The sequence below is a fragment of the Sphingorhabdus sp. genome (assembly GCF_023910635.1).
In the GTDB taxonomy this organism is placed as follows: Bacteria; Pseudomonadota; Alphaproteobacteria; order Sphingomonadales; family Sphingomonadaceae; genus Sphingorhabdus_B.
In genome coordinates this window covers 23,462-49,638 of sequence record NZ_JAAVVZ010000002.1, presented here as the reverse complement: position 1 = coordinate 49,638, position 26,177 = coordinate 23,462, and the positions used below count along the sequence as shown (strand labels likewise).

The window sequence follows — 26,177 nt, the reverse complement described above, 5'->3', positions numbered from 1 at the left end:
GGTCGGTTATTTTTGGATCGAAGGAGCGATGCACGCTCGGACATGGGGCGTAATTTGGGGGATTGAAAATGAACGACAAAGTCATCGGAGTAACCGCTCGATCAATGATAGCTATTTTGTTTCTGCTTTCCGCAGTTGGCAAACTGACTGCCCCTGCTGTGGCGATGCGTTACATGGCCGAACACAGCATTCCGCCCTTGCTTGTATGGCCAACCATCGCGTTTGAAATCGGCGCTGCGCTTGCTTTGATAGCTGGTTTTAGGCTGCGTGAGGTCGCCTTTGCCCTTGCCGGGTTCACCCTTGTCGCCGCGGTGTTCTTTCACCGCGACTTAGCAGACAAAGTGCAGCTCACGATGATGCTCAAGAATATCGCAATTGCCGGAGGTCTGATGCTGCTCGCGCAGTCTCACTCTCGCATCGGTGCAACCGGGAAGTAAGAATCTAGGGTCACGACCTAGCAGTTAGCAAAAAAGGACCAAGCGAATGAACAGAGTTTTAAAACCCATGGCAGCGATCATCGGAGCGGCCATCTGCGTTGCGGCAGCCGCGCCGTTTGCAATAAATAATAGCGTCCGTCCACCCGAAGACGTTGCGCGCGACGCTTCCCGCAACCCATCCGCAATGGTTGCATTCGCTAAGATCAAGGCGGGCCAGACGGTCGTTGATATTCTGCCAGGTGGCGGGTATTTTACGCGCATCTTCGCTCAAGCGGTCGGACCGAACGGCAAAGTGATCGCTTTGGTTTCCGATCAAATGGCGGCACGCCGACCTGAAACCGCTGCGGTCATCCAAGCCCTCGCAAGCGAACCAGCTTACGCAAACGTCGAGCCTGCGGTTCGGAGCCTTGGAAATATTGGCGCTCCCAATAGCATCGACATGGTTTGGACTGCCCAGAATTACCACGATCTGCGCAGTGCGAAACTGCCGCCCAACACGATTACCGGCATCAACCGCGCAGTCTTTGCCGCACTCAAACCCGGCGGGACCTACGTCGTCGTGGATCACAGTGCCGCCAAGGGATCGGGTGCGCGCGACGTCGATACGCTGCACCGGATTGATGGTGCCTTGGTCATAGCAGAGGTGACTTCGGTCGGATTTGAGTTTGCCGGGGAGAGCACTGTACTTGCCAACCCAGCGGATGACCATTCGAAAATCGTTTTTGATCCCGCCATTCGCGGCAATACCGATCAGTTCATCTATCGGTTCGTCAAACCGAAAATGTAGCAGAACGCCAAGTTTGATGCTTTTGGCCATACCCTCCGGATCTTTGCGACCACAACATTGGTCCGGAACCGGGTTCTCTGCGCCAGGCGAAAGCCAACTCTCTATGTGGGCGAACGCGGGACATGCGGCATATCGCCCGTTCGGCAATTCTGCAGATGGATGTCGTCATCCAGTTGGTAACTGCCGTGAACCGCACTTGTGCAGGTACGCATCGCGCATGAATAGTTATACAGACGCGCCCTGGTTACGCAGTATCATTGTGTCCTGTCCGAAAACAAATGTCGGATCGCGCGCACCAGCTCATCGCGGACACGGTCCTCACTGATCCCGCAGGCCTCGAACTCGCCATCTACTAAAGCATCGCACAAGCGTTCGATCTGCAAAATTGCCGCCAGCAATTGGGCAGTATCGGAGTGACCCAGTCGTGTGGCTAAGGTTGCCACCTGATCGAGGCGTGCGCGCGCACGCGCTTTGCTCACCTCGGCATCGCTTATCGTCAAGGCACGCAGGGATTGCCGGAACACGCGGTGCGTCCGGTGATGGTGAACCAGCGCGGTCGCTATCGCCTCTGGCGTTCCTGCGACTGACACATCGCGAACTTCGACGGCGGCCCATTGCTGGTAGACGGCAAGAAAGATGGCGCGCTTGTCCTCGAAGTGCCGGTAAAATGTCTGTGGCGCATAGCCCGCGCGCTTGGCAATGGCATTGCTGTTGGTACCATCGTAACCATGCTCTTCAAATTCAGCCTGCGCCGCTTCGATCAGGTTTCCTCGGCCTTGTCCACGCTTTGTCATAGGTTCACATTACTCTTCCGGTCAGAAAAATCGACTCATTGACTCTTAGTGATTTGTACATCACTTAGAGTCAATGGTCACGCCATCAATCATAGCAGAATCGATGCGCAGTGCGGTGGGGGTACAGCAGCCTTTTGCACTGCATGACGCCGTAGGGACCAAAGTCGCGGTTGCGCAATACGGAGCTGGCGAGCCCATTGTCTGCCTCCACGCAACTGGCCATGGCGGCCGCGATTATGCCGCGTTCGCAGATGCAATGGCGCATAGTGGCTACTCGGTGTTCGTGGTCGACTGGCCTGGGCATGGGGCGAGCCCTCCCGATGCGACCGGCCGCCGCGTCAGTGCCGAACGATATGCCGAACTGCTTACGGAGCTGGTCCCTGCTTTGTGCGGCGACGTCCGTCCGATTTTGCTTGGCAATTCGATCGGCGGGGCGGCCGCATTGTCGTTTGCGCTGCGCCATCCGAGCCGCGTCAGAGCATTGGTCCTGTGCAATCCCGGCGGGCTGGCGCCGTTGAACGCACTGGCCAAAGCCGTGATCGCTGGGATGGTCAAGTTCTTCGCTGCGGGTGAACGCCGTGCACGCTGGTTTCCGCGAACCTTTGCCGCCTATTACCGGTTGGTGCTGCCGGGTAAACCAGCAGCGGTTCAGCGCGAGCGCATTGTTGCCGCCGGTCCCGACATGGCACCGCTGCTCAAACAGGCTTGGGACAGCTTCCGTCAGCCCGATGCCGACTTGCGCGCGCGCGCTCAGACGCTAGCCGTGCCCACGCTATTTGCCTGGGCCAAGCAGGACAAAATCGTCGCCTGGTCGCGCAGCAAAGCCGCCGTAGCTTCGATCCCAAGGTGCGAAATGCAAATGTTCTGCGGCGGTCATTCGTCGTTTCTCGAAGATCCCGAGGCGTTCAATAGGGCGTTCCTCTCTTTTGTAGGAGAGGTTACGCCGTGATACGCAGCATCAAACACGAATTCGAAATCTAATATGCGATCCACCGCAGTCCTAGCAACCGATTGATCCACGCCACGGCGCCCTGTCCCAGATCAGATTACGAGATTACGCCAACTCGTCCGTCATCCCCGAAATAGCTTTGCTTTGCGGCCACTCTTGTCTTGCTGCGTAACATGATGCGAAGCCCCCGGATCAACCGTGACGAATACACGTTCAATAATAACGGGTTAACGAAACTCCGATGAATATCAATTGTGGGCTTAATGCATTTGCCACCGCAATTCAGTCGCGATTGAAACGCGCAGAAATTGGGAAGGGCCTTCAGGGTCAGGACCACTTAAATCCGCCTTCGCGGCGTCAAAATGGCAAAGATATCGAAGGAAAATGTCCGCCGCAGGCAGTTATTCTGCCTGCAAGGGCATTTTGCTTTGAGATCGCAGCCATTTTGGCGTCCTTCGGATTTGACCCATATTGTCCATTGCCACGTTGGCAAGCTTGGACTTAGAACCACTAAGTCCTGCGCTTGCCGCCTTGCACTGAACAATATGGCCTCAAACCGCGAAGGTGGATTTAAGTGGTCCTGACCCTAGGTCACATACTCATAAATTGGATTCCCAAAGTGATTGATATCTGATTCAATGCTTTTTCTGGAAGGGAGAAGCTGATGGCACGGTTTGATTTGACAGATTTCGAGTGGTTGGTGATCCAGCCTTTGTTGCCGACCAAGGTGCGTGGCGTGAAGCGGGTTGATGATCGGCGGGTTTTGAACGGGATATTCTGGCGGTTACGCACTGGCGCGCCTTGGGCGGATATTCCGGCGCGATACGGTCCGTATACGACCTGTGTGAACCGGTTCAACCGCTGGCGCAGAGCCGGTGTGTGGAAGCATATATTGGATGCAGTTTCCGTGGCTTACGAAGGCAATATCCAGATGATCGACTCGTCTTCGATCCGGGTTCATCAACATGGAGCCAATGGTAAAAAAAAGACCAGCGATCCCGTTGCATGGGTCACTCGCGTGGCGGCCTGACCACCAAGATACATGCACTGGTCGATGCGATGGGCATGCCGATCATGCTCAAGCTGACCGAAGGGCAAGCCGCCGATGGTCGCAGTGCAGCAGACATGTTCGATACCGTCGGCAAAGGGGATATCCTGCTCGCCGACCGGGCTTATGACTCCGATGCGTTGCGCGCCGAAATGGAGGCGCGCGGTGCCAGGGCCAATATCCGCGCCATGCCGCAACGCGTGATCAAACCGGCATTTAGTCACTTCCTCTATAAGCAACGCAACCTCGTCGAGCGCTTCTTTAATAAACTCAAGCATTTCAGAGCAGTTGCCACGCGATACGATCAAAGAGACGATAATTATCTCGCCTCTGTCCAACTCGCATCAATCCGGATCTGGTTGAGACATAATGAGTCTGTGGCCTAGGTCAGTGACCAGAAGCAACGATATAGGCACAAGATAGTTGGAGGCCCGAGCCGGAATCGAACCGGCGTGCAAGGATTTGCAGTCCTCTGCGTCACCACTCCGCCATCGGGCCCCTGAACAATAACTTGCCTGATCAGCAATGCCATTATGTGGTGAAGGCGCGCGTTTAGCGGCTTGACCAATTCAATGCAACCGGCAATCTGACGCCTTGTGCCCCGTGCGCCACAAGCTGCGGAAAAAGTTGTTATTTGCATCCCGAAATAGGGTGTTTGTCTGAATCCCGCTTGGCGTAAGGGACAAGGCTGGCTAGAACCAGAATCAAAGGCTGTGTTGTGTTTGCAATACAGTTATGCCACATGGCCATTAGGTTAATGGAATTATTCCGATGGAATCAGTGAATTTTGAAGAGATGCGGCGGTCCATGGTGGATAGCCAGCTACGCACAAGTGGCGTAACCGACTTATGGGTGCTGGCCGCGATGGGTAGCATCCCGCGTGAGGATTTTGTGCCGCTCACGCATCGATCCACGGCGTATATGGACCGGTCGATTGCGCTGGATGATGGAACTGTCCTCAACCCTGCCGTCTCTACTGCGTTGCTGCTGCAGGCGGCGGATGTGCGCGCCGACGATCATGTTTTGTTGGTTGGCAAGCCTGATGGGTATGTCGCCGCGATTTTGCGCACACGCGTCAACGCTCTCTTTTCTGTAACAGCGAATAATATGTCAGCAGCCCAATCGGCGGCTCCATATTCGGTGATCATCATTGACGGCGCGGCAGAAGAGTTACCCACCGCATTGGTGCATATCGCCGCCGATGGCGCGCGATTGGTGACGGGTATCATCGAAGGCGCGGTAACGCGCTTGGCCAAGGGCTTTGTCCACAAGGGGAAAATTGCGTTGAAATCGTTTGCGGATAGCGAGATTGCTCCGTTGCCGGCCTTTGCCCGCAAACCGGAGTTCGTATTTTGATTGCGCGCCGTCTGCTCCTAGCCGCTTTGCTGGCATCTACCGGATTGGCCGCGCCTGCCAGCGCGGACACTTTGCGTGACGCCTTGGTGTCCGCTTATGAAACCAACCCCAACCTAAGCGCAGCACGTCAGGGACAGCGCGCAACCAACGAAGCCGTTCCTTTGGCCAAGGCCAATGGCCGTCCTGATATCACGGTCCAGCCAAGCTATGTCGAAAATGTCCTTCAGGAAAATGGCGGATCCGTGGCTCAGGCCCGCAGCATCAGCATCAACGGCACGATTTCAGCGCCCTTATATGCAGGCGGCGGCATTAAAAATGCGGTGCGCGCGGCGGAAAACCGGGTTGAGGCCGGCTTTGCCAATCTGCGTGGCACCGAAAGCGCCATCTTCTCGGCGGTGGTCGGCGCATATATGGATGTCATTCGCGATGAATCGATTGTCGATTTGAACCGCGCGCAGGTTGGCGTTCTGTCGGTCAATCTGGATGCCACGCGTGACCGTTTCGAAATCGGGGACTTGACCCGCACCGATGTTGCCCAGTCCGAGGCACGACTTGCGCTGGCGACCAGCAATATGGAAACTGCGCGCGCCAATCTGATCCGTTCTAAAGAGATTTATATCCAGTTGGTCGGGCGCGAACCCGGGCAGCTGCAGGCGCCGCCGCCCTTGCCCAATTTGCCATTAACGCCAGATAGCGCAGTGACCGTGGCATTGGACAGCAACCCGGATTTGATCGCGGCGCGCGAAAGCCGTGAGGCCGCCCGTTTTGACCGCCGTGCGGCAAATGCATCGCGTCTGCCCACAATAAGCGTCTTTACGTCCCAATCTTACTCCAACGCTTTGAATTCGATCTCATCGAATATTCCGGGCTTCGTGGCGGACAACAGCACGTTAAATGCACAAGCGGGCGTCCGTGCGACCTTACCCTTGTATCAAGGTGGGCAGCCCGCCGCGCAAATTCGTCAGGCGCAAGCGCGGCTTGGCCAAGCGCAGGAACTCGAAATCGCTGCCGAGCGTGAAGTGATTGCCCAGACCCGTGCCTCTTACGCGAGCTGGCGAGCAGCGCTGGATGTCATCGCCGCCTCCGAACGTGCCGTGTCGGCAAATGAATTATCGCTCGAAGGGACGCGCGCCGAAAATGGCGTTGGTAACCGCACCATATTGGACATATTGAACGCAGAGCAAGAATTGCTGAACAGCAAGGTTCAGCTCGTCACCGCACGCCGCAACGCTTATGTCGCCGGCTTCACTTTGTTGGCCGCAATGGGCAAGGCCGAAGCGCGTGATTTGGGCCTTGAAGGCGGCGCATTATACGATCCCGTCGCGGACTATCAAAAGGTTGACGGCGCGTGGAACGACTGGTCATCACAGCCGGACCCAGTGGCCAAATCAACCCGGACCGTTGACACGGCTGCGCAAAAGGCAGAGATAGAGCCAATTGTTACCGACGGAAGAAGCCGGTAATTTACGCAAGGGCTGAAAATATGGCTGATGGCCGGAACGAACCTTCGATGGATGAAATCTTATCCTCGATCAAGCGCATCATCGCTGAAGATGACAGCAACCGCCCCGCCACCAAGCGCGCAGCGAAGCCTGCCGTGCCGGATGTCGCGCACGACGAAGTCCTTGAGCTAACCGACGCAGATCAAAATGCAGGCGTTGGCGAAGTGCTGCTGGACAACAACAAGGCGCAGAGCCTGCGTCACAGCTTTTCCGCGCTGCAGACCTTGGCCGAGCCTGGCGCAGCACCGCAGATTGTTCGGTCAGGCGAAACGTCGCTTGAAGGGCTGACGCGCGATCTGCTTCGGCCCATGCTGAAAGATTGGCTCGACACCCATTTGCCACCCATCGTCGAAGCGATGGTCGAACGCGAAATCACGCGCATCACCAAAAAGGGATGAAGCGCCGGGCAGCATTGTTCGGTTGCACTGCGCTTTTTTTCGCTTCAGCCGGAAAGGCCGATATCCTGTTACCTGAATTTCCGACAATCGTTCGGGCTGGCAAGATAGTCGATGTAACTGCTGGCACGGTTCTGCATGATCAATGTATCTTTATTGACGAAGCCAAGATCAGCGAGATTGCTCCTTGCACAAGAGCTGCTTTCCTGGCGCGGATGCCGGGCAAGGCACATATCGACTGGTCCGCTTTCACCGTTCTTCCCGGCTTGATTGACCTGCACACCCATTTGGCGGACGCAGGACAGAGCGCGGACCTTGCGCTGCCCATCAAAACGTCGCCTGCGGCAACTGCCTTGATTGGCGCGCATAATGCCCGGCTGACGTTAGAGGCTGGTTTCACCACGGTCCGCGATGTCGGCACCTATCGCGGGTTAACCGATATCGCGTTGCGTGATGCGATCAACGACGGGCATGTTCCGGGGCCACGCATGTTCGTTGCCGGTGCCTATATCACCCTGCCCAAGGGTGGCGGTGAATTGAACGGTGTGGTGCCCAATGAAGAACTGCCTGCTGACATGCGGCTTGGCATTGCCAGCACGCCGCAAGAAGCCGCAACGAAGACTGCGTTCCTCATCGAACAAGGCGCTGACTTTATAAAAACCATCGCCACCGGCGCGGTGCTTGCCATCGGCACGGAACCTGGTGAGCCGGAGCTTACCGAAGCGCAACTGCGCGCGGTCGTGCAAACCGCACAGGCAAAGGGCAAATTCGTCACCGCACATGCCCATGGCGCAGTTGGCATTAAAAACGCGATCCGCGCTGGCGTCCGTTCCATCGAACATGCCAGCCTGATTGATGATGAAGCGCTGGCCATGGCGAAAGCCAGCGGCAGTTGGCTGGTGATGGATATTTATAATGGCGATTATATTGACGACATAGGGACGCGCGAGAAATGGCCTGAAGAATATCTCCGCAAAAACCGCGAGACCACCGATGTGCAGCGTATCGGCTTTACTAAGGCCGTCAAAATGGGCGTGAAGCTTGCTTATGGCACGGACAGCGGTGTCTATCCGCACGGGCAAAACGCCAAGCAATTTGCCTATATGGTCCGCTACGGCATGACCCCGATGCAGGCGATCCAAAGCGCAACAATCCGCGCGGCAGAGTTATTGGGTAAGGACGACGAACTCGGCAGCATCGCGCCGGGGCGCTTTGCCGATCTTGTGGCGGTTGCGGGCAACCCGTTGAACGATATCACGGCACTGGAAAATGTTGCGCATGTTATGAAGGGTGGAAATACCGTCCGCTAAATCCCATGCGCTTGCCGCTGTAATCTTCTTGCTTGCCCGCTGTGCGCTGACTAGCGTGCGGCGCATGAAAAAACTCTTCTTGCTTGCCGCCCTTTTGGGCACGTCTGCCATCTCGCTTGGCATCCTCTCCTCAGACGCCATGGCCCGGCCCATGACTGAAACCGATCTCGTGATGATGAAACGGCTGTCGGCTGTTACGGCATCGCCCGACGGCAATATGATCGCCTATCAATTGCGTGAGACCGATTTGGCGGCGAATAAAGGCAAGACGGATCTGTATATGCTGAAACTCGCCACCGCTGGCGCGCAGCCGGTGATGTTTGCGTCAAAGCCTGACAAAAATGAGCATGATCCCGCTTTCGCGCCCGACGGCAAAAGCATATATTATATCAGCAACCAAAGCGGGGCGGACCAAATTTGGCGCTACGACATTGCTACCACGACCACCATACAAGTGAGCAATTTCAAGGCCGATGTCAGCGGTTTCAAAATCTCCCCCGATGGGCAGACATTTGCCGTGTGGGGCGACATTGCCCGCGATTGCATGGAATTTGGCTGCGACACAGATGGCGACACGTCAAAACCTGGCCCCGGCACCGGCCGCGAATATGATCAGTTAATGGTCCGCCATTGGGACCAATGGGAAACGCCGGGCAATTATAGCCGCGTCTTTACGGTTGCGCTGGGGGCCGATGGCAAGCTGAGCACACTCGGCAAGGCAATGGACGGCGAACTTGTCGGTGACGCGCCGTCAAAGCCCTTTGGCGGCGGCGAGGAGATTAGCTGGAGCGCGGACAGCAGCGCCGTGCTATTCACCTTGCGTCTTGCCGACGCCGATGAAGCCAAATCCACCAATCTTGATATCTATCGTTCGGCGCTGCGTGCCGCCGCTCCAGTCAATCTGACCGCCGACAACGCCGGTATGGACACCACACCTGCCGCATCCCCCGATGGCAAATATCTGGCATGGACATCTATGGCGCGTGCGACCTATGAGGCTGACCGGCTGGTCGTGAAGCTGATGGATTTGAAAAGCGGCAAGGTTACCGCGCTCACCGACGCATGGGACCGTTCGGTCGGCTCGCTTGCATGGGCCGCCGACAGCAAAAGCCTTCTCGTTACCGCGCAGGATGTTTTGGAAACCCCGCTTTTCCGCGTCGACCTGAAAGGCAAAGTCACGCGCCTGACGGAGCGCGGCAACATCGCGGAGGCCGTGCCGCTCAAAAATGGTGGCGTGGTCTATGCGATCAACAGCATCGCCGGGCCGTCCGACCTTGTCCATATGGATAACAAAGGCAGAACGACCCGGTTGACAAATGTTAACGCCGATGCGCTCGCCACGCTTAATCCGGTCAATTACCAAATGTTCAATTTCGCCGGGGCCAATGGCGACCAAGTTTATGGACAGATCGTAAAGCCGCAGGGCACAACGGGCAAGCTGCCCGTCCTGTTACTTGTCCATGGCGGGCCGCAGGGGACGTTTAACAATGCTTGGTCCTACAGATGGAACCCGGCGGTCATGGCGTCACAAGGCTATGCCGTGGTCAGCATCGATTTTCACGGGAGCACAGGTTACGGTCAAAAATTCACCGACAGCATCAACAAAAACTGGGGCGGCTGGCCGCTCGAAGATTTGCAAAAGGGCATGGATGCGGTCGGCAAGATCGATATGCAGCTCGATACCGCCAACGCCTGCGCATTGGGCGGCTCTTATGGCGGCTATATGATGAACTGGATTTCGGGCAACTGGCCCGACCGTTTCAAATGCCTTGTCAACCATGCCGGTATCTTTGACCTGCGCGCTATGGCCTATGAAACCGAAGAATTATGGTTCGACCAATGGGACAATGGAGGCCCATGGACCACGCGCAGTGATGCGGAGAAATGGAACCCGGTCAACCATGTCGCCAAATGGAAGACGCCAACTTTGGTGATCCATGGCGAGAAGGATTATCGCATCCCTTATGCGCAGTCGCTGGCCGCCTTTACCGCGTTGCAGCAGCAGGGCGTGGAATCGAAATTGCTCGTATTTCCGGATGAAAATCACTGGGTGTTGAAACCAAAAAATTCAATCCAATGGCACCGGACGGTGTTTGATTGGGTCGGCAAATATTTGAAGGGTAAATAAGTCCAATTTTGTCATTCCCGCGAAAGCGGGAATCCATGGTCTGATCAGTCAGCGCAAGCGGAAGGTTCAGGCCATGGACCCCCCGATCAAGTCGGGGGTGGCAAAATTTATAGAGTACAGACGAAGTATTTGGGGGAAAAATATGACCGATATTGCGCATAATGTGGCGACCGAAATCACGGGCGGGGCGGAACTGTCGCGCAGTTTGAAGTCGCGCCATGTCTCGATGATCGCGATTGGCGGCATTATTGGTGCCGGGCTGTTCGTTGGTTCTTCTACCACGATCAGCCAGGCTGGCCCCGCCGCCGTCTTCTCTTTTGCCATTGCAGGGTTCATCATTTTGCTGGTCATGCGCATGCTGTCCGAAATGGCGATAGCCGTTGACGGGGTGCAGACCTTCCCTGACTTCGCCCGTGCTGGCCTTGGCCATTTGGCGGGATTTTTGTCCGGCTGGCTATATTGGTATTTCTGGGTTGTCGTTGTCGCGATTGAGGCGATTGCTGGCGCGCAAATTCTGCATGGATGGTTCCCTGCCGTGCCTGAGCTTGGCATCGGCATTGCACTGATGGCGATTTTGACCGCAGTAAACCTGATGTCGGCGCGGGCATATGGTGAATTTGAATTCTGGTTTTCGTCTATCAAGGTCGCCGCGATCATCGTGTTCATTCTGGTCTGCGCCGCATGGGCCTTTGGCCTAACCTCAGGCGGCGGCTCGACCTTTGGGAATTTGACGGCGCATGACGGCTTTGTCCCCAATGGCTGGGGCGTCGTGCTGGCGGCAGCAACCTCGACCATATTCAGCCTTGTTGGGGCCGAAATCGCCACCATCGCAGCGGCCGAATCCGAAGAGCCTTCGAAGGTCATTGGCCGCATGACCGTATCGGTCACTTTGCGCATCCTTATCTTTTACGTGCTCTCCATCTTCCTCATCGTGTCTGTGGTGCCATGGACCGAGATCGTGCCCAAGGTGTCGCCCTTTGCCACCACGCTTGCCTATATGGGATTGCCAGCGGGTCAGTTGATTATGGAGGCGGTGGTTTTGGTCGCAGTGCTATCGTGCTTGAACTCCGGCCTATATGTCACCTCGCGTGCGTTGTTCGGCCTGGCCAAGCATAAGGACGCGCCTTTATGGTTGGTGCAGGTCAACCACCGCAAAGTGCCCGCGCGCGCCATCCTGATCGCCAGCCTGTTCAGCTATGTCGCGCTCGCCGCCGACGCGGTGTCGCGCGATGTGGTATTCAGTTTCCTGATCAATAGCTGCGGCGTGACCATGCTTTTGCTGTACCTCATGACATCCGCCGCACAGCTAAAGCTGCGCCGTAAATATGAGGCGGAGGACCCCAGCCGACTACAAATCAAAATGTGGTTCCACCCCTATGGCACATTTGTCGCGATGGCGGCGATGTTGGTGATCTTGGTCGCAAAGGGCCTTGATCCGTCAGCGTCGAAGGAATTGTGGTTGAGCCTGCTCGTAGCGGGCGGCTTCGCGGCGGCATTTTTCGTTTTCCGGCGGCGGGTAACCTAACGCTGTAGGTGAGAATATTAGCACGCAAAGCTTCTCACACCCACAGGATAAGCCACCGACACGCCGCGAAATCCTTGCCCAATTGCCCACGCGCTGGCAAAGCCACTTTCCATGACTATCGATAAAACTTTCGACCCCGCCGCGATTGAGGCGAAATGGTATGCGCATTGGGAATCCACGGGCGCATTCCGTCCCGATCGCCCCCATGCCGAACCATACACAATCGTGAACCCGCCGCCCAATGTGACGGGCAGCCTGCACATCGGCCATGCGCTCGACAACACCCTGCAGGATATCCTCATCCGCCATGCGCGTTTGCAGGGCAAGGACGCCTTATGGGTCGTTGGCATGGACCATGCCGGCATTGCCACGCAGATGGTCGTCGAACGGCAGCTCAATGCCCAAGGGCAAAAGCGCACCGATTTCACCCGCGACGAATTTGTTGCCAAGGTTTGGGAATGGAAGGCGGAAAGCGGCGGCGAGATTACCGGCCAGTTGCGTCGTCTTGGCTGCTCAATGGATTGGGAGAATGAACGCTTCACCATGGATGAGGGCTTTTCAAAGGCCGTCATCAAGGTGTTTGTGGATCTGTATAACCAAGGGCTGCTCTACCGCGACAAGCGTCTTGTCAACTGGGACCCAGGCCTGAAAACCGCGATTTCGGATCTTGAGGTGGAAACGCGCGAGATCAATGGCAAATTCTGGCATTTCAAATATCCGTTGGAAGATGGCAGCGGTTTCATAAGCGTTGCCACAACCCGCCCGGAAACGATGCTCGCCGACATGGCGGTTGCGGTGAACCCGTCGGATGAACGTTACGCGCATCTGGTCGGTAAAAATGTCCGCCTGCCGATCACCGGCCGTTTGATCCCGATTGTCACCGACGAACATGCCGACCCCGAATTGGGTTCGGGCGCGGTGAAAATCACGCCGGGACATGATTTCAACGACTTTGAGGTCGGCAAACGCGCCGGTTTCAAGGCGAGCGAGATGTTCAACATGCTCGATGGCGAAGGCCGCGTCGTGCAGACCGCCGATGGGCTTATTCCGGCGGAATATATCGGGCAGTATCGCTTTGGCATTGAAGGCGAGCCGACCAACGCGCGCAAGATGGTGGTCGAAGCAATGGACGCCTTGGACTTGCTCGAAAAAGTCGAAGACCGCGTCATCCAAACCCCCTTTGGCGACCGGTCAGGCCAAGTGATTGAGCCATGGCTGACCGACCAATGGTATGTCGATGCGGCAACACTCGCCAAGCCCGCCATCGAAGCCGCGCGCAAAGGCAAGGCCAATGGCGGTTTCGACATTGTGCCAAAGTCTTGGGAAAAAACCTATTTCAATTGGATGGAGAATATCCAGCCTTGGTGTGTAAGCCGCCAATTATGGTGGGGGCATCAGATACCTGCGTGGTTTACCGCCGACGGCACATGTTATGTCGCCGAAACCGAAGAGGCTGCGCAAGGTCTTGCGGGCGTGGGCGTCGCGCTGACGCGCGACCCCGACGTTCTCGACACATGGTTCTCGTCTGCGCTTTGGCCGTTTGGAACTTTGGGTTGGCCGGAAGAAAATCCTCCCCCAACGGGGGAGGGGGACCATGCGAAGCATGGGGGAGGGGCACGGGCAGAGTCCCCTGACGGTGAAGGCGGGCGATCTCTGAACGTGCCCCTCCGCCAGCCTGCGGCTGGTCCCCCTCCCCGTTCCGGGGAGGAATCCTTGCTCCAACGCCATTATCCCAATGACGTGCTGATTTCCGGTTTTGACATATTGTTTTTCTGGGATGCGCGGATGGCGATGCAGGGTATTCACTTCATGAAAGAAGTGCCTTGGAAAACGCTCTATCTGCACGGCCTTGTCCGTGCGGCGGATGGCAGCAAAATGTCGAAGTCAAAGGGCAATACAGTCGATCCGCTTGGCCTGATTGACCAATATGGCGCGGATGCCTTGCGCTTCTTCATGGCCGCCATGGAAAGCCAGGGCCGCGATATTAAAATGGATGAAAGCCGCGTTGCAGGCTATCGTAACTTTGCAACCAAGCTGTGGAATGCCGCACGCTTCGCGCAATCCAACGGCATAAGCGGATCGCACAGCGTGCATGCGCCAAAGGCCGAATTGGCGGTCAACCGCTGGATCATTGGTGAGGTGGTTGAGACCGTCGACAAATTGAACAAAGCCTTCGCCGAATATCGTTTCGACGGCATGGCTGATGTGCTGTATCATTTCGTTTTTGACCAGTTTTGCGATTGGTATCTGGAACTGATCAAGCCATTGGTTCAGGTGCGCCCCGGCGAAGGCTGGGGTCCAGATGCGGTCGAGGCTGGACCCCAGCCTACGCTGGGGAACGCAGATGCGGATGAGACGCGCGAAGTCGCTGGCTGGGCGCTCGACCAAATCTTGGTGATGCTGCATCCATTTATGCCGTTCATTACCGAAGAATTATGGCATGCCTTGTCCGACTCAGAATATCCTCGTGCCTATGACATCATTCACGCCCAATGGCCGGAGCCGAATGCCACGGTAGATGCAGAGGCAGTTGCCGAGATAAATTGGGTCATCGACACGATTAGCAAAACCCGTTCGTTCAAGGCGGAGTTGAACATAGCGCCGGGCACGCGCCTGACCGCCAATATTGCCGGCCCACAGGCCGCCACGATGGCGATAATCGCGCGCCAAGGTGCGGCATTGTCACGCCTCGGTCGCATTGACGATTTTGTCTATTCACCCGTTGAAACCAACAATGTCGCGCAGATCGTTGTGGGCGACGACACTATCGTTTTCGCGCTTGACGGCGTCATCGACCTCGACGCCGAACGCAGCCGGATCACCAAGGCCATTGAAGCCGCAACCAAAGAGCGCGATGCGCTTTCCGGTCGCTTGTCCAATGCCGCCTTTGTGGAAAAGGCCAAGCCTGAGGCCGTTGAAAAGGCGCGCGCCGACCATGCCGAAAAGGCTGCGGAGGCCGAACGGTTGACTGCGGCACTAAAGCGGTTGGGGTGAACCCCCTCTCCCGTTGGGAGAGGGTTGCGAAAGCTTGGCGACTTGTCGCTTAGCTGTAGCTGGGTGAGGGGTCGTGCCTTTTCAATAGCGCACATCCCCTCACCAACTGCGCCTAGGCCTCTCGGCCAAGGCTTCTTATCCTCTCCCAACGGGAGAGGAGATTGGCCTCGACAACCTGCTTGCAAAAAAAGACCTTTGCACACCGCGCCGCCTTTGCCATGACGCCAACATGACCACCCCCGCCCATCAGCGCGACCTGACGATTGGTCCAGTGGCCAAGACCTTGTTCCTGTTCGCTCTGCCCTCGCTTGGGGTGAACATTCTCCAGTCGCTGAACCATTCGGTCAATTCGGTGTGGATCGGCAGATTCTTGGGCGAAGAGGCCCTTGCCGCATCGGCCAATGCGGGGCTCATCATGTTTTTGATGTTCTCCACTTTGTTCGGCTTCACCATGGCGACGACCATTTTGATTGGTCAGAATATGGGCCGCCGCGACGTGGAATCTGTCCGCCGCATCATGGGCACCGCATTCGGCATTTTCCTTGCGGCGGGCCTCGTGACGGCGGCGGCGGGTTGGATCTTTGCGCCCCACATGCTGCGCCTGATGGCAACGCCGGAAACGGTCTATCCGCTGGCGCTGGCATATTTGCGCGTCATCTTCCTGTCGATGCCAACCTCGTTCGTGATGGTGCTTGTTGCATCATCGCTGCGCGGTGTGGGGGATTCGGTGACGCCATTTTGGAACACGGTTTTGAACGTGGTTCTCGACATCATCTTGAACCCGATTTTTATCTTGGGCCTTGGCCCCATACCCGCGATGGGTATCGCTGGATCGGCGCTTGCGACCATCCTTGCCGGGGTCATCAGCCTCGGGCTATTGCTACGCAAGGTCTATGCGCGCGACCTGACCATCCGCCTGCGCGGGCATGAACTGAAATGGCTTCGGCCAGATGCGCGGTTCTTGAAACCGATTGCGCGTATGGGCCTGCCTATGGGCTTGTCGATGATCATCATGTCGGGCTCTGCCGTTGTGATGATTGGCCTTGTCAATCGAGAAGGCGTGAACACAACCGCGGCATTTGGCGTGATGAATCAGCTTTGGAGCTATGTGCAAATGCCCGCGGTCGCCGTGGGCAGCGCCGTCAGCGCCATGGTCGCCCAAAATATTGGCGCGAACAAATGGGACCGTATTGGCCGCATCGTGTGGTCGGGCATTGGGATCAACTTGCTGCTGGCAGGTGTGCTTATCTTACTCATGACCTTGTTCGCGACGCCACTGCTTGGCCTGTTCCTGCCAAGCGGCAGCCCAGCCATCGATATCGCGATTCACGTCAACCACGTTATTGGGTGGACCTTCGTCCTGATGGGTGTGTCGGTGGTTGTGACCTTTGCGGTGCGTGCGAATGGCGCCGTAGTTGCGCCGCTCCTAATCCTGATAATCAGCGCTGTGCTGGTGCGTTTCAGCATTGGCTTTGGCCTATACGCCCGCTTCGGGGCAGATGCCATTTGGGGATCATTTGTTGCGACCGCGATTGCATCCTGCATCCTGTCGATTGCCTATTATCTGCATGGCGGATGGAAAAGGGCAAAGGTGATGCCATCCATGGGTGCGCGCGCCGTGCCCGTGGTGCCTGAATAATCCGCTGTCCTATACATAGTGCATTGTGCCATTGAGCTTCGCATGCAACGCAACGTCACCTTGCCCCGAGAATTTAATGCGCCCAAGCATATAATTTTGCGCATGTGTCAGTTCCTGCTGGCCCTGTTTGTCGCGGCTGGCATGGCCCATGCGCAGGTGCCCACCCCTGCCGCGCCGCAATATGTCCGTGCGTCGATGGCAGCCGAAACGCGCAGCCCCGCCCCCGGTGATATCGTGACGGTCGCGATTGTCATGGACCCGAAACCCGGCTGGCATGATTATTGGGTGAACCCCGGTGATGCCGGAACGCCACTTGAGCTGGCGTGGATATTGCCCGCTGGCGCACGTGTGGGCCCCATCCGTGCGCCCGTGCCCGAAACCTTGATTGTCAGCGGTTTCATGAACCATGTTTACAAGACAAAGCATGCTTTTCTGATTGATCTCAAAATCCCGCAAAATGCGATTGTTGGGCAGAATCTGACGATCAAGGTCGACGCGCGCTGGTCGGCCTGCTCCGATCTGGTCTGCGTGCCGGAAAGCGCGACATTGTCGGTGCCCATGACCATTGGTTCTGGAACCATCGACAATGCCGACCGCAGACGTTTCGATGCGTGGCGCAGCGCATTGCCAGTGCCGCTGGACCGCAAGGCGCACTATGCCATTGATGGCAACCGCATTGATATCGCCATCCCCTATCCGCGTAGCGCCGACGCAAGCCGAGTCTGGTTTTTTGCGCAGAGCGAAAATCTGTTCCGTTACGCCGCCCCGCAAACTGCGCGGCGCAACGGCGATTGGTTGATTATCAGCAGTGAAGTGAAGGAACCATTTGCCGGAGAGATTGACGGCCTACTGCGTTTCAATGATGCACAGGGACTTGGAATACGCGCCACACCCGGCAGTATCCCAGCAGGCGGCGCGGCGGTATCCGTTTTTGGTAAAGGCGCAGCGACGCCAGCGCAAACACCGCCACTTGGCTTTGGCTGGATACTCGCCCTTTCGGTTCTTGGCGGCTTGCTCCTGAACCTCATGCCTTGCGTATTCCCGATATTGGGATTGAAGGCCTTGAGCCTTGCCAAAATGGGTGGTGATGAGGGTGCGGCCCGGCGCGATGCCGTTGCCTACACCGTTGGCATCATCCTGAGCTGCCTTGTGCTGGGTGGCATCATGTTGGCCCTGCGCGCCGCAGGCGAGGAGGTAGGCTGGGCATTCCAGTTGCAGGACCCTGCGATTGTGTTGCTGCTGCTGTTGCTCATGGTTGCGGTCACCGCAAATCTGGCTGGCCTGTTTGAAGTCGGCGGTATCGGCGCGGGCGAAACGCTGACCCGAAAGGGCGGCATGTCAGGGTCATTCTGGACGGGCGTACTGGCGGCTGTTGTCGCAACGCCGTGCACCGGCCCGTTCATGGCGGCGGCAATGGGTGCGGCCTTGCTGTTGCCCGCAAGTTTAGCACTGTTGATATTTGCAGGCCTTGGTCTTGGACTTGCTTTGCCCTTCCTTGTCATTGCCTTCATCCCACCTTTGCGCAAGCGCATGCCACGTCCTGGCGCATGGATGGTGCGTTTTCGTCAGTGGATGGCCGTGCCGATGGCGCTCACCTCATTGGCGTTGCTGTGGCTGCTTTATCAACTTTCCGGCTTTAGCGGCTTGCTCATTGGCGGCGCGGCCGCGTTGATCATATTGTCGCGGTTGTTTGAACTTGGGCGGAAACAGAAAAGCGGGGCACCGCACAAGATGGTCGTTGCGGCTATATTGGGCGTCACCGTCGCGGCTTTGCTCATCATGGACAAGGCCGCCATCGTCGCGCCTGCGCCGCAGCCGATGAAAAACGGCAGCTTGGCATTTGATGAAGAACGGCTGGCCGCACTGCGCGCAGAGGGCAAGCCTGTGTTTCTCTACTTCACCGCCGACTGGTGTGTGACATGCAAAGTGAATGAGAACGCTGCGATTGACCGCGCAGAAACCAGCACGGCCTTTGCCAAAGCAGGGATACGCACGATGGTGGGCGATTACACACGCAGAGATCCGGATATCACGCGCTTTCTGGCCAAGCACGGGCGGTCGGGCGTGCCATTATATCTATATTATCCACCGAACGCCGACGCGCGTGTGTTGCCGCAGATCTTAACGGTGAACGACCTGACGGCGCTTTCGGAATAAAACGCCGCCCCTTAAAATTGCGCAAGTTGAACCCCTCGCATGGGCTTTAGCGCCACACAGGGCAACAAAAGCAGGGGTATCGCTGCTAAAGCCTTTATCTGCGGACAAATTGGCTGTATTAGCGTTGCCGAACATCACAAGGAGTATCGACTATCGCCACCCCGCCTACCCGGCGCGCTATGACCCCACCTGTTAAAAGTGGACCGCGCTACAATAATCTAATCACCGTTGAAAAAGTACGGGTCATTGATGATGACGGCGAAAATCTGGGTGTCATGTATACCCGCGAGGCGATAGCGCAGGCTGCGGAAGTTGGGCTCGATCTGGTGGAAGTCTCCCCGAACGCTGACCCCCCCGTGTGCAAATTTCTGGACATCGGCAAGTTCAAATATGAGGCCCAGAAAAAGGCTAATTTGGCACGCAAGAGCCAGAAAACGCAGGAAATCAAAGAAATCAAGATGCGTCCGAACATCGATGACCATGACTATATGGTCAAGATGAAGAAGGTCGCCGAATTCATCGAAGAAGGTGACAAGGTCAAGATTACGCTGCGTTTCCGTGGCCGTGAATTGGCGCACCAACAATTGGGTATGATACTGCTTCAACGGGTTCAGGCCGATACGACCGAGACCGCAAAAATCGAAGCCCATCCCCGGATGGAAGGTCGCCAGATGCTGATGGTGCTGTCGCCCAAATAGGGCGCAGTTACCAGATGGCGTGCCGAATCAGTTCGGCCCCAATGATGACCATCAAACGATTGATGATGGCAGGGTCAAAGGGCTTTGGTGCGCTTTCGAAGCGCCAATATATAGATAATGGTCGCTGCGGTGGCAAAAATGAACCACTGAATGGCATATAGCAGATGGTTGTTCGGGATCTGGCTTGGGGACGGCTCGGCCAATAACTCCAAGCCAGCGACCGCATCTGTTGAAACAAGCTTTATGCGCTGCGCTCCGTAGGGTGCGATAATGCCTTGAACGCGGCCGCCGTCCCATATGGGTGATTGCGGTCGTTCGGACCAGCCAAAGGCCACTTTGGCATCGGGGCCCTCTGCTTCGCCAGTCTGGCAAGACGCGACATGGGCAAAGCCTGCTTTGCCCGCGGCATTTGAACCCGATACGGTCTCAATCTTAACAACACGCACGCATATGAGGCTGGAGCGGCGAAACAATGGCAATGCCGCAGGGTCGGGAACCGTTGGCCATGCCACGGCTGGCAATCCCACCGCCGATTCATAACGCGACAGCAATGCGTCTTTCTGTTCCTTGCGTTGCAACTGCCAGATGCCAAGGCCAATCATCGTGGCAACGGCAAGGGCAACCAATAAGGTTGGAATGACGGGCAGGCGGTTCACAGAAGATCACTCTTACCGGCTTCGCGCGCACGGTTGCGGTGCTCCGCCGCCAACAGCGCGGCTTTCGCCATGCGCAAGCTTATCACCGTAAGCGCCGCCGTAAACGGCACCCAAATGATGACATGTACCCAAAAAGGCGGGTGGAACACAGAATCAACGCCCAACGCCAGTACGATAATCAACGTGCCAATGCCCATAGTGAGCAACGCAGCCGGACCATCGCCGACATTATAGCTGCTAAAGTCTAGTCCGCAGTTTGCGCAACTGTCGGCGAACTGCCCCAGGCCAGCGAACAAGCTTTTATGCCCACATTGGGGGCAGAGACCAAAAAGGGCAGCCTTAGCAATGCTGGGCTGCCCTTCTATGGATTGTTCTGGTTTCATTTACGCGTGCACTGGTGCGCCCCAGCCACCCCAGATGTAAATGGTGATGAAGAGGAAGAGCCAGACGACATCTACAAAATGCCAGTACCACGCGGCGGCCTCAAAACCGAAATGCTGCTTAGGCGTGAAATGGCCCTTGTAGGTGCGCGCAAGGCAGACGGCCAAGAAGATGGTGCCCACAATGACGTGGAAACCATGGAAACCCGTCGCCATGTAAAAGGCCGTGCCATAATTCAATCCGCCAAAGGGAAACGGCGCGACGGCATATTCATACGCCTGAATCGCGCTGAACAGCAGACCGAGCAATATGGTGAGCCACAGGCCTTTCTTCAGACCTTCACGGTCGCCATGGATAAGCGCATGGTGCGCCCAAGTGACAGTGGTGCCCGAGCACAACAGGATCAGCGTGTTCAACAACGGAAGCTTCATCGAATCGAGAACTTCCAGACCCTTTGGCGGCCATTGCATCAACGCCGCAGCGCCCTCTTGGCCGATCAGGTTAGTGACCGTAAACGCGTGCGTTTCTGCGTCTATGACGATTTCCAGCGGGACGGGGAACAAGGAATAATCAAACCAAGCCCAGAACCAGCCAACGAAGAACATGACTTCGGACGCAATGAACATGATCATCCCGTAACGCAGGTGCAATTGCACAACGGGGGTATGGTCACCCGATTGCGCCTCATGCACCACATCGGACCACCAAGCATAGAAAGTATACAACACGCCGATCAGGCCAATGCCGAAGATCAGGCTGCCATAAGCGAACTGTTCGGGATGCATCCACATCACTAAACCAAAGAACATTGTCAGCGCCGAAAATGAACCCAGCAACGGTGTGATGCTTGGTGGCAAGATATGATAATCGTGATTTTTGGCACCCGCCATGGTCAATTCCCTGTAGTCTTATCGATTAGCAATTGCCTTAGCCACCGTTCGCCGTCTGGTCCACTATGTTTGGCTTTTCGACCGGATAGAAAGTGTAACTAAGTGTGATTTCTTCAATGTCTTTGGTTTCAGGGTCGGTCATAATCTTGGGATCGACATAGAATAAGACAGGCATGCGGACCTGTTCACCGGGTTTCAGCGTCTGTTCGGTAAAGCAGAAGCACTGAATCTTGTTGAAATACTGACCGGCAAGCGCTGGTGTCACGTTGAACGTGGCGGTGCCCGTAACGGGCTCGTTCGAGAGATTCTTCGCAAGATAGATCGACATGTCCTTCGCGCCGATGCTGACAGTGTCGGTCGGGCGCTCGGGTTTGAATTCCCAAGGCAAGTCGCCGCGATGGTTGGCATCAAAGCGCACGACGATGGTCTTGTTGGAAACTGCAACAGTAGCCGCCTGCGCGGCGTCCACGCGCATTGTGGTGCCGCCAAAGCCAGTGACCTGACAGAATAAACGATACAAAGGCACCGCAGCAAAGCCAACACCGACCATTGATACGGCAAGCGCCGCCGCCAAAAATCCGGTTTTTGCGTTAGAAATAGCCATCAGCCCCAGACTCCCACTTTCACCACAGTGATTAAGAAGAACAAGATGCACAACCCGACCAAAGCAACACCCATGACACGCGAGCGGCCCGCTTGGCGTTTGCGGATAATCGCCGTTTCTTCGGCGGTATAGGCGGAAGGCTCATTCTGGGTCATGATATCAGCATCCGGTCAAAGGCGAAAATTGCAAAAAGGAGAAACAGGTAAAGGATTGAGAAGGCAAAAAGTTGCTTCTCCGGCTTCATCGCGGCGGCGTCCGTGGCCTCGTTTTTCCAGACCCGGAAGGCCAATGCCAAAAACAGGAGGTTAAGAACAATCGCTGCTGCGCCATAGACCCACCCTGTTTCGGCCAAAACAAAAGGCAGTATCGCCGTCGCCGCCATGGGGAAGCTGTAGCCGAATATCTGGTTACGCGTGACCCGCTGACCCTTCACATTGGGGAGCATGGGAATTCCGGCAGCGCCGTAATCGGTTTTCATAAACAAGGCGAGCGCCCAGAAATGCGGCGGTGTCCAAAGGAAAATGATCGCAAAAAGGAGGACGGGCATAAGCGTAACGTCACCCGTTACCGCCGCCCATCCAATGACGGGCGGAAATGCCCCCGCTGCGCCACCGATCACGATGTTTTGCGGCGTATTGGGCTTCAACCAGATGGTGTAGACGATCGCGTAAAAGAAGATCGAGAAAGCAAGCAACCCAGCGCATAACCAATTGACCGCAACGCCCATGATGCCCACCGAAAAAGCGGCAAGGCCGATGCCAAAGTTCAGCGCGGATGCCCGGTCCATACGGCCCGCAGGCAGCGGGCGGGCCGCAGTCCGTGCCATTTTGGCGTCAATGTCCGCTTCAAAATATTGGTTGAGCGCACCACAGGCACCCGCACCCAAGGCAAGGCAGAGTATCGCGGTAAACCCAATCACCGGATGAATGCTACCCGGTGCCGCCAATAATCCGCAAAGCGCTGTGAACACGACAAGCGACATGACCCGAGGCTTGGTCAAAGCCCAGAAATCGCGCCACTCGGCTGTCAAAATGATGTCACGCGTTGCGGTTGTCATGCCTGTTCCCAAACGTTCGAGACGTTCAAAGCGGCGAACCGCCGCCGGTTACTTAATAACCGGCAGCGTTTCGAACTGGTGATATGGTGGGGGGCTTGTCAGCGTCCACTCAAGCGTGGTCGCACCTTCACCCCAATAATTGTCTTCTGCACGGCGGCCAGCGACCAACGACCCGATGACATTGACGAAGAAAATGAGCACGCCAACGCCCATTATTGCATAGCCAACGGACGCCACGCCATTCCAATAGGCAAAGGCCTCTGGATAATCAGGGTAGCGACGCGGCATGCCTGAGTTTCCAAGGAAGTGCATCGGGAAGAACAGGACGTTCACGCCAACGAAGAACACCCAAAAGTGCAAATGACCAAGGAATTCATTCAATTGACGACCCGACATTTTCCCAAACCAGTAATAGAAGCCGGCAAAGAGCGAGAATACGGCACCCAGCGACAACACATAATGGAAATGGGCCACAACATAATATGTATCGTGCAGGTTATCATCGAGACCGCCATTGGCCAGCACAACACCCGTCACGCCACCAACGGTGAACATGAAGATGAAGCCCATTGCCCATACCATAGGCGTCTTGAAGCTAACCGAACCGCCCCACATGGTTGCGATCCAGCTGAAGATCTTAATACCGGTTGGCACCGCGATCACCATCGTTGCTGCCGTAAAGTACATTTTCATGTCGACGCTCATGCCCGTGGTAAACATGTGGTGCGCCCAGACAACAAAGCCGACGACACCAATCGCGACCATGGCATAAGCCATGCCGAGATAGCCGAACACTGGCTTGCGGCTGAAGGTTGCGACGATTTGGCTGATGATGCCGAAACCGGGCAAGATCATGATATACACTTCGGGATGGCCGAAGAACCAGAAGAGATGCTGATACAATACAGGGTCACCACCGGCCGACGCATCGAAAAATGCGCCGCCAAAGTTACGGTCAACCAAAAGCATGGTGATCGCCGCCGCCAGTACCGGCAACGCGAGCAACAGCAAAAATGCCGTGACCAACACCGACCACACGAACAACGGCATTTTGTGCAAGGTCATGCCCGGCGCACGCATATTGAAAATGGTGGTGATGAAGTTGATGGCACCCAAGATCGACGCTGCACCCGCCAAGTGAAGCGAGAAAATGGCCATGTCGACAGCGGGCCCAACCGAGCCTGAAGTCGACAGCGGCGCATAGACCGTCCAGCCGGTGCCTGCGCCAAGACCCGTACCGCCCGGTACAAAGCTTGACCCAAGCAACATGATGAACGCCACAACGGTCAACCAGAAGCTGATGTTGTTCATGCGCGGGAACGCCATGTCCGGCGCGCCGATCATCAAAGGCACAAACCAGTTGCCAAAGCCGCCAATAATGGCGGGCATGACCATGAAGAACACCATAATCAAGCCGTGGGCCGTAATCAGCACGTTCCACATATGATAGGCTTCATCCAGCGACGCTTCTTTGCCGGCCATCATCGATGCCCAGCCTTGCAGATATTGAATGCCCGGAGCAGCAAGCTCCAAGCGCATCAAGCCCGAAATCGCACCGCCCACAATCCCTGCGAAAATTGCAAAGATCAGATACAATGTTCCGATGTCTTTATGGTTGGTCGACATGAACCAGCGGGCGAAAAAGCCCGGCTTGTGGTCCGCATCATGATGGTCATGCGCGTGAAGGTCGGTGCCTGTGGCAGCAATGGTTGTCATCCGTCTGGCCCTTTTACTTAGTTGGCGCCGCAGCAGGTGCAGCAGGTGTGTCTATGGGGGTCGCGGTTACAGCGGCTGGCGCAGCGGCCGCAGGTGCCGGCTTTTCTTCGCTAGGCATCGTGCCGCCCTGCGCCTTTACCCAAGCCGCAAATTGCGCTGGCGGAAGTGCCTCCACAACGATTGGCATGAACGCGTGGCGTGCCCCGCATAGTTCGGAGCATTGCCCGAAATACACGCCGGGCTTGGTGATCGTGACAGATTTTTCGTTCAGACGACCGGGAACCGCATCAAGCTTGAACCAAAGCGACGGCACCGCAAATGCGTGAATCACGTCCGCGGCAGTCGTTTGGATGCGCAAAGGTACGCCCGCAGGCACAACCATGCGATTGTCGGCCGCCAACAATTTTGGCCCGTCGTTTTCGGTACGGAAACGCTCGCCCTTGGCGGCATCGCCTTCTTCTTTCAGCATGTTTGAAACAACTTCGAACCCGCCATGGTCGGGATAAGTGTAGCCCCAATACCACTGATAACCAGTGGCCTTAATGGTAACGGCGTCTGCTGGTGCTGGCTTAAATTGCTTGGCCAACAAATCAAGCGATGGATAAGCGATACCCAAAAGGATGAGCACAGGAATCAGAGTCCATACGACTTCGATAAAAGTATTGTGCGTCGTCTTTGATGGTACTGGATTGGCGCGGCGGTTGAAACGCACGATCACCCACAGCAGAAGGCCAAGGACAAATAACGAGATGATGGTGATGATCGGCAACAGGATCGCGTTGTTGATCCATTTTGCATATTGGCCATTTTCGGTGAATTGTTCCTGAAAATCCACTTCCTTCGGCTTTGGCATGCCAACGCTATCTTCATAATTGGGGCGCATTGGCGTGTAGCCGGGTAACGAACCATCCATCGCCTTCGGCGCAGCTTCGGCTGGCGCGGCCGTGTCGGCGGCGGGTGCAGCGGTCGTTGCCGCAGCAGGCGTCGCAACAACAGGCGCGGCCACTTCTTTCGTCATTGGCGCCGGCGCGGGATTCGCTGACTGCGCCATCACCAATGACGGCATGGCCATTGCAGCGAAGACAACCAGTAATTTCTTCAACATATTCATCTACTTGGCCCCGTGTTCTTGGTGCGGCGCAGGAACTTTGCGC

At 56.4% G+C, this 26,177-nt stretch carries 22 protein-coding genes, 1 tRNA gene and 1 pseudogene; 14 read left to right on the top strand and 10 right to left on the bottom strand.

The window, feature by feature from the left end:
- Positions 1-68: 68 nt before the first annotated feature.
- The gene (locus HEQ34_RS00645; RefSeq protein ID WP_296196043.1) at positions 69-437 is read left to right on the top strand and encodes a DoxX family protein; all 369 of its coding nucleotides are present in this window, start codon (positions 69-71) and stop codon (positions 435-437) included.
- 46 nt (positions 438-483) lie between these two features.
- On the top strand, positions 484-1,224 hold the full coding sequence (locus HEQ34_RS00640) for a methyltransferase (RefSeq protein WP_296196041.1): 741 nt from the start codon (positions 484-486) through the stop codon (positions 1,222-1,224).
- Between the two features lie 254 nt (positions 1,225-1,478).
- Here HEQ34_RS00640 and HEQ34_RS00635 read toward each other — a convergent pair whose 3' ends face one another.
- Positions 1,479-2,018, bottom strand: coding sequence for a TetR/AcrR family transcriptional regulator (locus HEQ34_RS00635; RefSeq protein ID WP_296196039.1), 540 nt, complete (start codon positions 2,016-2,018; stop codon positions 1,479-1,481).
- Between the two features lie 73 nt (positions 2,019-2,091).
- Here HEQ34_RS00635 and HEQ34_RS00630 point away from each other — a divergent pair, with 73 nt between their 5' ends.
- Positions 2,092-2,967 (top strand): alpha/beta hydrolase, encoded by an 876-nt coding sequence (locus HEQ34_RS00630; protein WP_296196037.1) that lies wholly within the window; start codon positions 2,092-2,094, stop codon positions 2,965-2,967.
- Between the two features lie 727 nt (positions 2,968-3,694).
- A pseudogene (locus HEQ34_RS00625) lies at positions 3,695-4,401 on the top strand (IS5 family transposase).
- Positions 4,402-4,439: 38 nt separating this feature from the next.
- Here the strand turns inward: HEQ34_RS00625 and HEQ34_RS00620 are convergent.
- Positions 4,440-4,513 (bottom strand) — tRNA-Cys (locus tag HEQ34_RS00620).
- Positions 4,514-4,786: 273 nt separating this feature from the next.
- Here HEQ34_RS00620 and HEQ34_RS00615 point away from each other — a divergent pair.
- From HEQ34_RS00615 to infC, 10 genes are all read left to right on the top strand, one after another.
- A complete protein-coding gene (locus HEQ34_RS00615; RefSeq protein ID WP_296196034.1) occupies positions 4,787-5,371 on the top strand; it encodes a protein-L-isoaspartate O-methyltransferase in 585 nt (194 codons plus the stop codon).
- The gene (locus tag HEQ34_RS00610) at positions 5,368-6,834 is read left to right on the top strand and encodes a TolC family outer membrane protein (RefSeq protein ID WP_296196029.1); all 1,467 of its coding nucleotides are present in this window, start codon (positions 5,368-5,370) and stop codon (positions 6,832-6,834) included. Before HEQ34_RS00615 ends, HEQ34_RS00610 begins: the two co-directional genes overlap by 4 nt.
- A gap of 20 nt (positions 6,835-6,854) precedes the next feature.
- A complete protein-coding gene (locus HEQ34_RS00605; protein WP_296196025.1) occupies positions 6,855-7,271 on the top strand; it encodes a DUF2497 domain-containing protein in 417 nt (138 codons plus the stop codon).
- Complete coding sequence (locus HEQ34_RS00600) at positions 7,268-8,578, top strand: amidohydrolase family protein (protein ID WP_296196023.1); 1,311 nt, start codon at positions 7,268-7,270, stop codon at positions 8,576-8,578. The genes HEQ34_RS00605 and HEQ34_RS00600 overlap by 4 nt, the downstream gene beginning before the upstream one ends.
- Positions 8,579-8,642: 64 nt before the next feature.
- Entirely contained in the window at positions 8,643-10,706 is a 2,064-nt protein-coding gene (locus HEQ34_RS00595; protein WP_296196021.1) for a S9 family peptidase, read from the top strand.
- A gap of 142 nt (positions 10,707-10,848) precedes the next feature.
- Positions 10,849-12,231 (top strand): amino acid permease, encoded by a 1,383-nt coding sequence (locus HEQ34_RS00590; RefSeq protein ID WP_296196018.1) that lies wholly within the window; start codon positions 10,849-10,851, stop codon positions 12,229-12,231.
- Positions 12,232-12,342: 111 nt separating this feature from the next.
- On the top strand, positions 12,343-15,225 hold the full coding sequence (locus tag HEQ34_RS00585) for a valine--tRNA ligase (protein WP_296196015.1): 2,883 nt from the start codon (positions 12,343-12,345) through the stop codon (positions 15,223-15,225).
- Positions 15,226-15,454: 229 nt separating this feature from the next.
- Entirely contained in the window at positions 15,455-16,864 is a 1,410-nt protein-coding gene (locus HEQ34_RS00580) for an MATE family efflux transporter (RefSeq protein ID WP_296196013.1), read from the top strand.
- A gap of 42 nt (positions 16,865-16,906) precedes the next feature.
- Positions 16,907-19,021 carry a thioredoxin family protein gene (locus HEQ34_RS00575; protein ID WP_296196009.1) on the top strand — a complete coding sequence of 705 codons (2,115 nt, stop codon included), beginning with the start codon at positions 16,907-16,909 and terminating at the stop codon, positions 19,019-19,021.
- A 179-nt stretch (positions 19,022-19,200) separates the two neighbouring features.
- Positions 19,201-19,719: a translation initiation factor IF-3 gene (gene infC, locus HEQ34_RS00570; RefSeq protein ID WP_295496558.1), complete on the top strand. Its 519-nt coding sequence runs from the start codon at positions 19,201-19,203 to the stop codon at positions 19,717-19,719.
- A 74-nt stretch (positions 19,720-19,793) separates the two neighbouring features.
- Here the strand turns inward: infC and HEQ34_RS00565 are convergent, their stop codons facing one another.
- From HEQ34_RS00565 to coxB, 8 genes are all read right to left on the bottom strand, one after another.
- Entirely contained in the window at positions 19,794-20,375 is a 582-nt protein-coding gene (locus HEQ34_RS00565) for an SURF1 family protein (RefSeq protein WP_296196006.1), read from the bottom strand.
- On the bottom strand, positions 20,372-20,671 hold the full coding sequence (locus HEQ34_RS00560; RefSeq protein ID WP_366934828.1) for a DUF983 domain-containing protein: 300 nt from the start codon (positions 20,669-20,671) through the stop codon (positions 20,372-20,374). Before HEQ34_RS00560 ends, HEQ34_RS00565 begins: the two co-directional genes overlap by 4 nt.
- Positions 20,672-20,758: 87 nt before the next feature.
- Complete coding sequence (locus HEQ34_RS00555; RefSeq protein ID WP_296196000.1) at positions 20,759-21,646, bottom strand: cytochrome c oxidase subunit 3; 888 nt, start codon at positions 21,644-21,646, stop codon at positions 20,759-20,761.
- Positions 21,647-21,683: 37 nt separating this feature from the next.
- Positions 21,684-22,250 (bottom strand): cytochrome c oxidase assembly protein, encoded by a 567-nt coding sequence (locus HEQ34_RS00550; protein WP_296195997.1) that lies wholly within the window; start codon positions 22,248-22,250, stop codon positions 21,684-21,686.
- Positions 22,250-22,405, bottom strand: a complete 156-nt coding sequence (locus HEQ34_RS00545) for a hypothetical protein (protein ID WP_296195994.1) — start codon at positions 22,403-22,405, stop codon at positions 22,250-22,252. Before HEQ34_RS00545 ends, HEQ34_RS00550 begins: the two co-directional genes overlap by 1 nt.
- Positions 22,402-23,307: a heme o synthase gene (locus HEQ34_RS00540; protein ID WP_296195992.1), complete on the bottom strand. Its 906-nt coding sequence runs from the start codon at positions 23,305-23,307 to the stop codon at positions 22,402-22,404. The genes HEQ34_RS00545 and HEQ34_RS00540 overlap by 4 nt, the downstream gene beginning before the upstream one ends.
- A gap of 48 nt (positions 23,308-23,355) precedes the next feature.
- Positions 23,356-25,023 (bottom strand): cytochrome c oxidase subunit I, encoded by a 1,668-nt coding sequence (gene ctaD / locus HEQ34_RS00535; protein WP_296195990.1) that lies wholly within the window; start codon positions 25,021-25,023, stop codon positions 23,356-23,358.
- Positions 25,024-25,036: 13 nt separating this feature from the next.
- Complete coding sequence (coxB, locus tag HEQ34_RS00530) at positions 25,037-26,134, bottom strand: cytochrome c oxidase subunit II (protein ID WP_296195986.1); 1,098 nt, start codon at positions 26,132-26,134, stop codon at positions 25,037-25,039.
- Positions 26,135-26,177 lie beyond the last annotated feature (43 nt).

What these genes read in the sequence shown, in the direction of transcription:
- HEQ34_RS00645 (WP_296196043.1), top strand. Translation starts at nt 69, where the DNA reads ATGAACGACAAAGTCATCGGAGTAACCGCTCGATCAATGATAGCTATT.
- HEQ34_RS00640 (WP_296196041.1), top strand. Translation starts at nt 484, where the DNA reads ATGAACAGAGTTTTAAAACCCATGGCAGCGATCATCGGAGCGGCCATC.
- HEQ34_RS00635 (WP_296196039.1), bottom strand. Translation starts at nt 2,018, where the DNA reads ATGACAAAGCGTGGACAAGGCCGAGGAAACCTGATCGAAGCGGCGCAG.
- HEQ34_RS00630 (WP_296196037.1), top strand. Translation starts at nt 2,092, where the DNA reads ATGGTCACGCCATCAATCATAGCAGAATCGATGCGCAGTGCGGTGGGG.
- HEQ34_RS00615 (WP_296196034.1), top strand. Translation starts at nt 4,787, where the DNA reads ATGGAATCAGTGAATTTTGAAGAGATGCGGCGGTCCATGGTGGATAGC.
- HEQ34_RS00605 (WP_296196025.1), top strand. Translation starts at nt 6,855, where the DNA reads ATGGCTGATGGCCGGAACGAACCTTCGATGGATGAAATCTTATCCTCG.
- HEQ34_RS00600 (WP_296196023.1), top strand. Translation starts at nt 7,268, where the DNA reads ATGAAGCGCCGGGCAGCATTGTTCGGTTGCACTGCGCTTTTTTTCGCT.
- HEQ34_RS00595 (WP_296196021.1), top strand. Translation starts at nt 8,643, where the DNA reads ATGAAAAAACTCTTCTTGCTTGCCGCCCTTTTGGGCACGTCTGCCATC.
- HEQ34_RS00590 (WP_296196018.1), top strand. Translation starts at nt 10,849, where the DNA reads ATGACCGATATTGCGCATAATGTGGCGACCGAAATCACGGGCGGGGCG.
- HEQ34_RS00585 (WP_296196015.1), top strand. Translation starts at nt 12,343, where the DNA reads ATGACTATCGATAAAACTTTCGACCCCGCCGCGATTGAGGCGAAATGG.
- HEQ34_RS00580 (WP_296196013.1), top strand. Translation starts at nt 15,455, where the DNA reads ATGACCACCCCCGCCCATCAGCGCGACCTGACGATTGGTCCAGTGGCC.
- HEQ34_RS00575 (WP_296196009.1), top strand. Translation starts at nt 16,907, where the DNA reads ATGCAACGCAACGTCACCTTGCCCCGAGAATTTAATGCGCCCAAGCAT.
- infC (WP_295496558.1), top strand. Translation starts at nt 19,201, where the DNA reads ATGACCCCACCTGTTAAAAGTGGACCGCGCTACAATAATCTAATCACC.
- HEQ34_RS00555 (WP_296196000.1), bottom strand. Translation starts at nt 21,646, where the DNA reads ATGGCGGGTGCCAAAAATCACGATTATCATATCTTGCCACCAAGCATC.
- HEQ34_RS00550 (WP_296195997.1), bottom strand. Translation starts at nt 22,250, where the DNA reads ATGGCTATTTCTAACGCAAAAACCGGATTTTTGGCGGCGGCGCTTGCC.
- HEQ34_RS00545 (WP_296195994.1), bottom strand. Translation starts at nt 22,405, where the DNA reads ATGACCCAGAATGAGCCTTCCGCCTATACCGCCGAAGAAACGGCGATT.
- HEQ34_RS00540 (WP_296195992.1), bottom strand. Translation starts at nt 23,307, where the DNA reads ATGACAACCGCAACGCGTGACATCATTTTGACAGCCGAGTGGCGCGAT.
- ctaD (WP_296195990.1), bottom strand. Translation starts at nt 25,023, where the DNA reads ATGACAACCATTGCTGCCACAGGCACCGACCTTCACGCGCATGACCAT.
- coxB (WP_296195986.1), bottom strand. Translation starts at nt 26,134, where the DNA reads ATGAATATGTTGAAGAAATTACTGGTTGTCTTCGCTGCAATGGCCATG.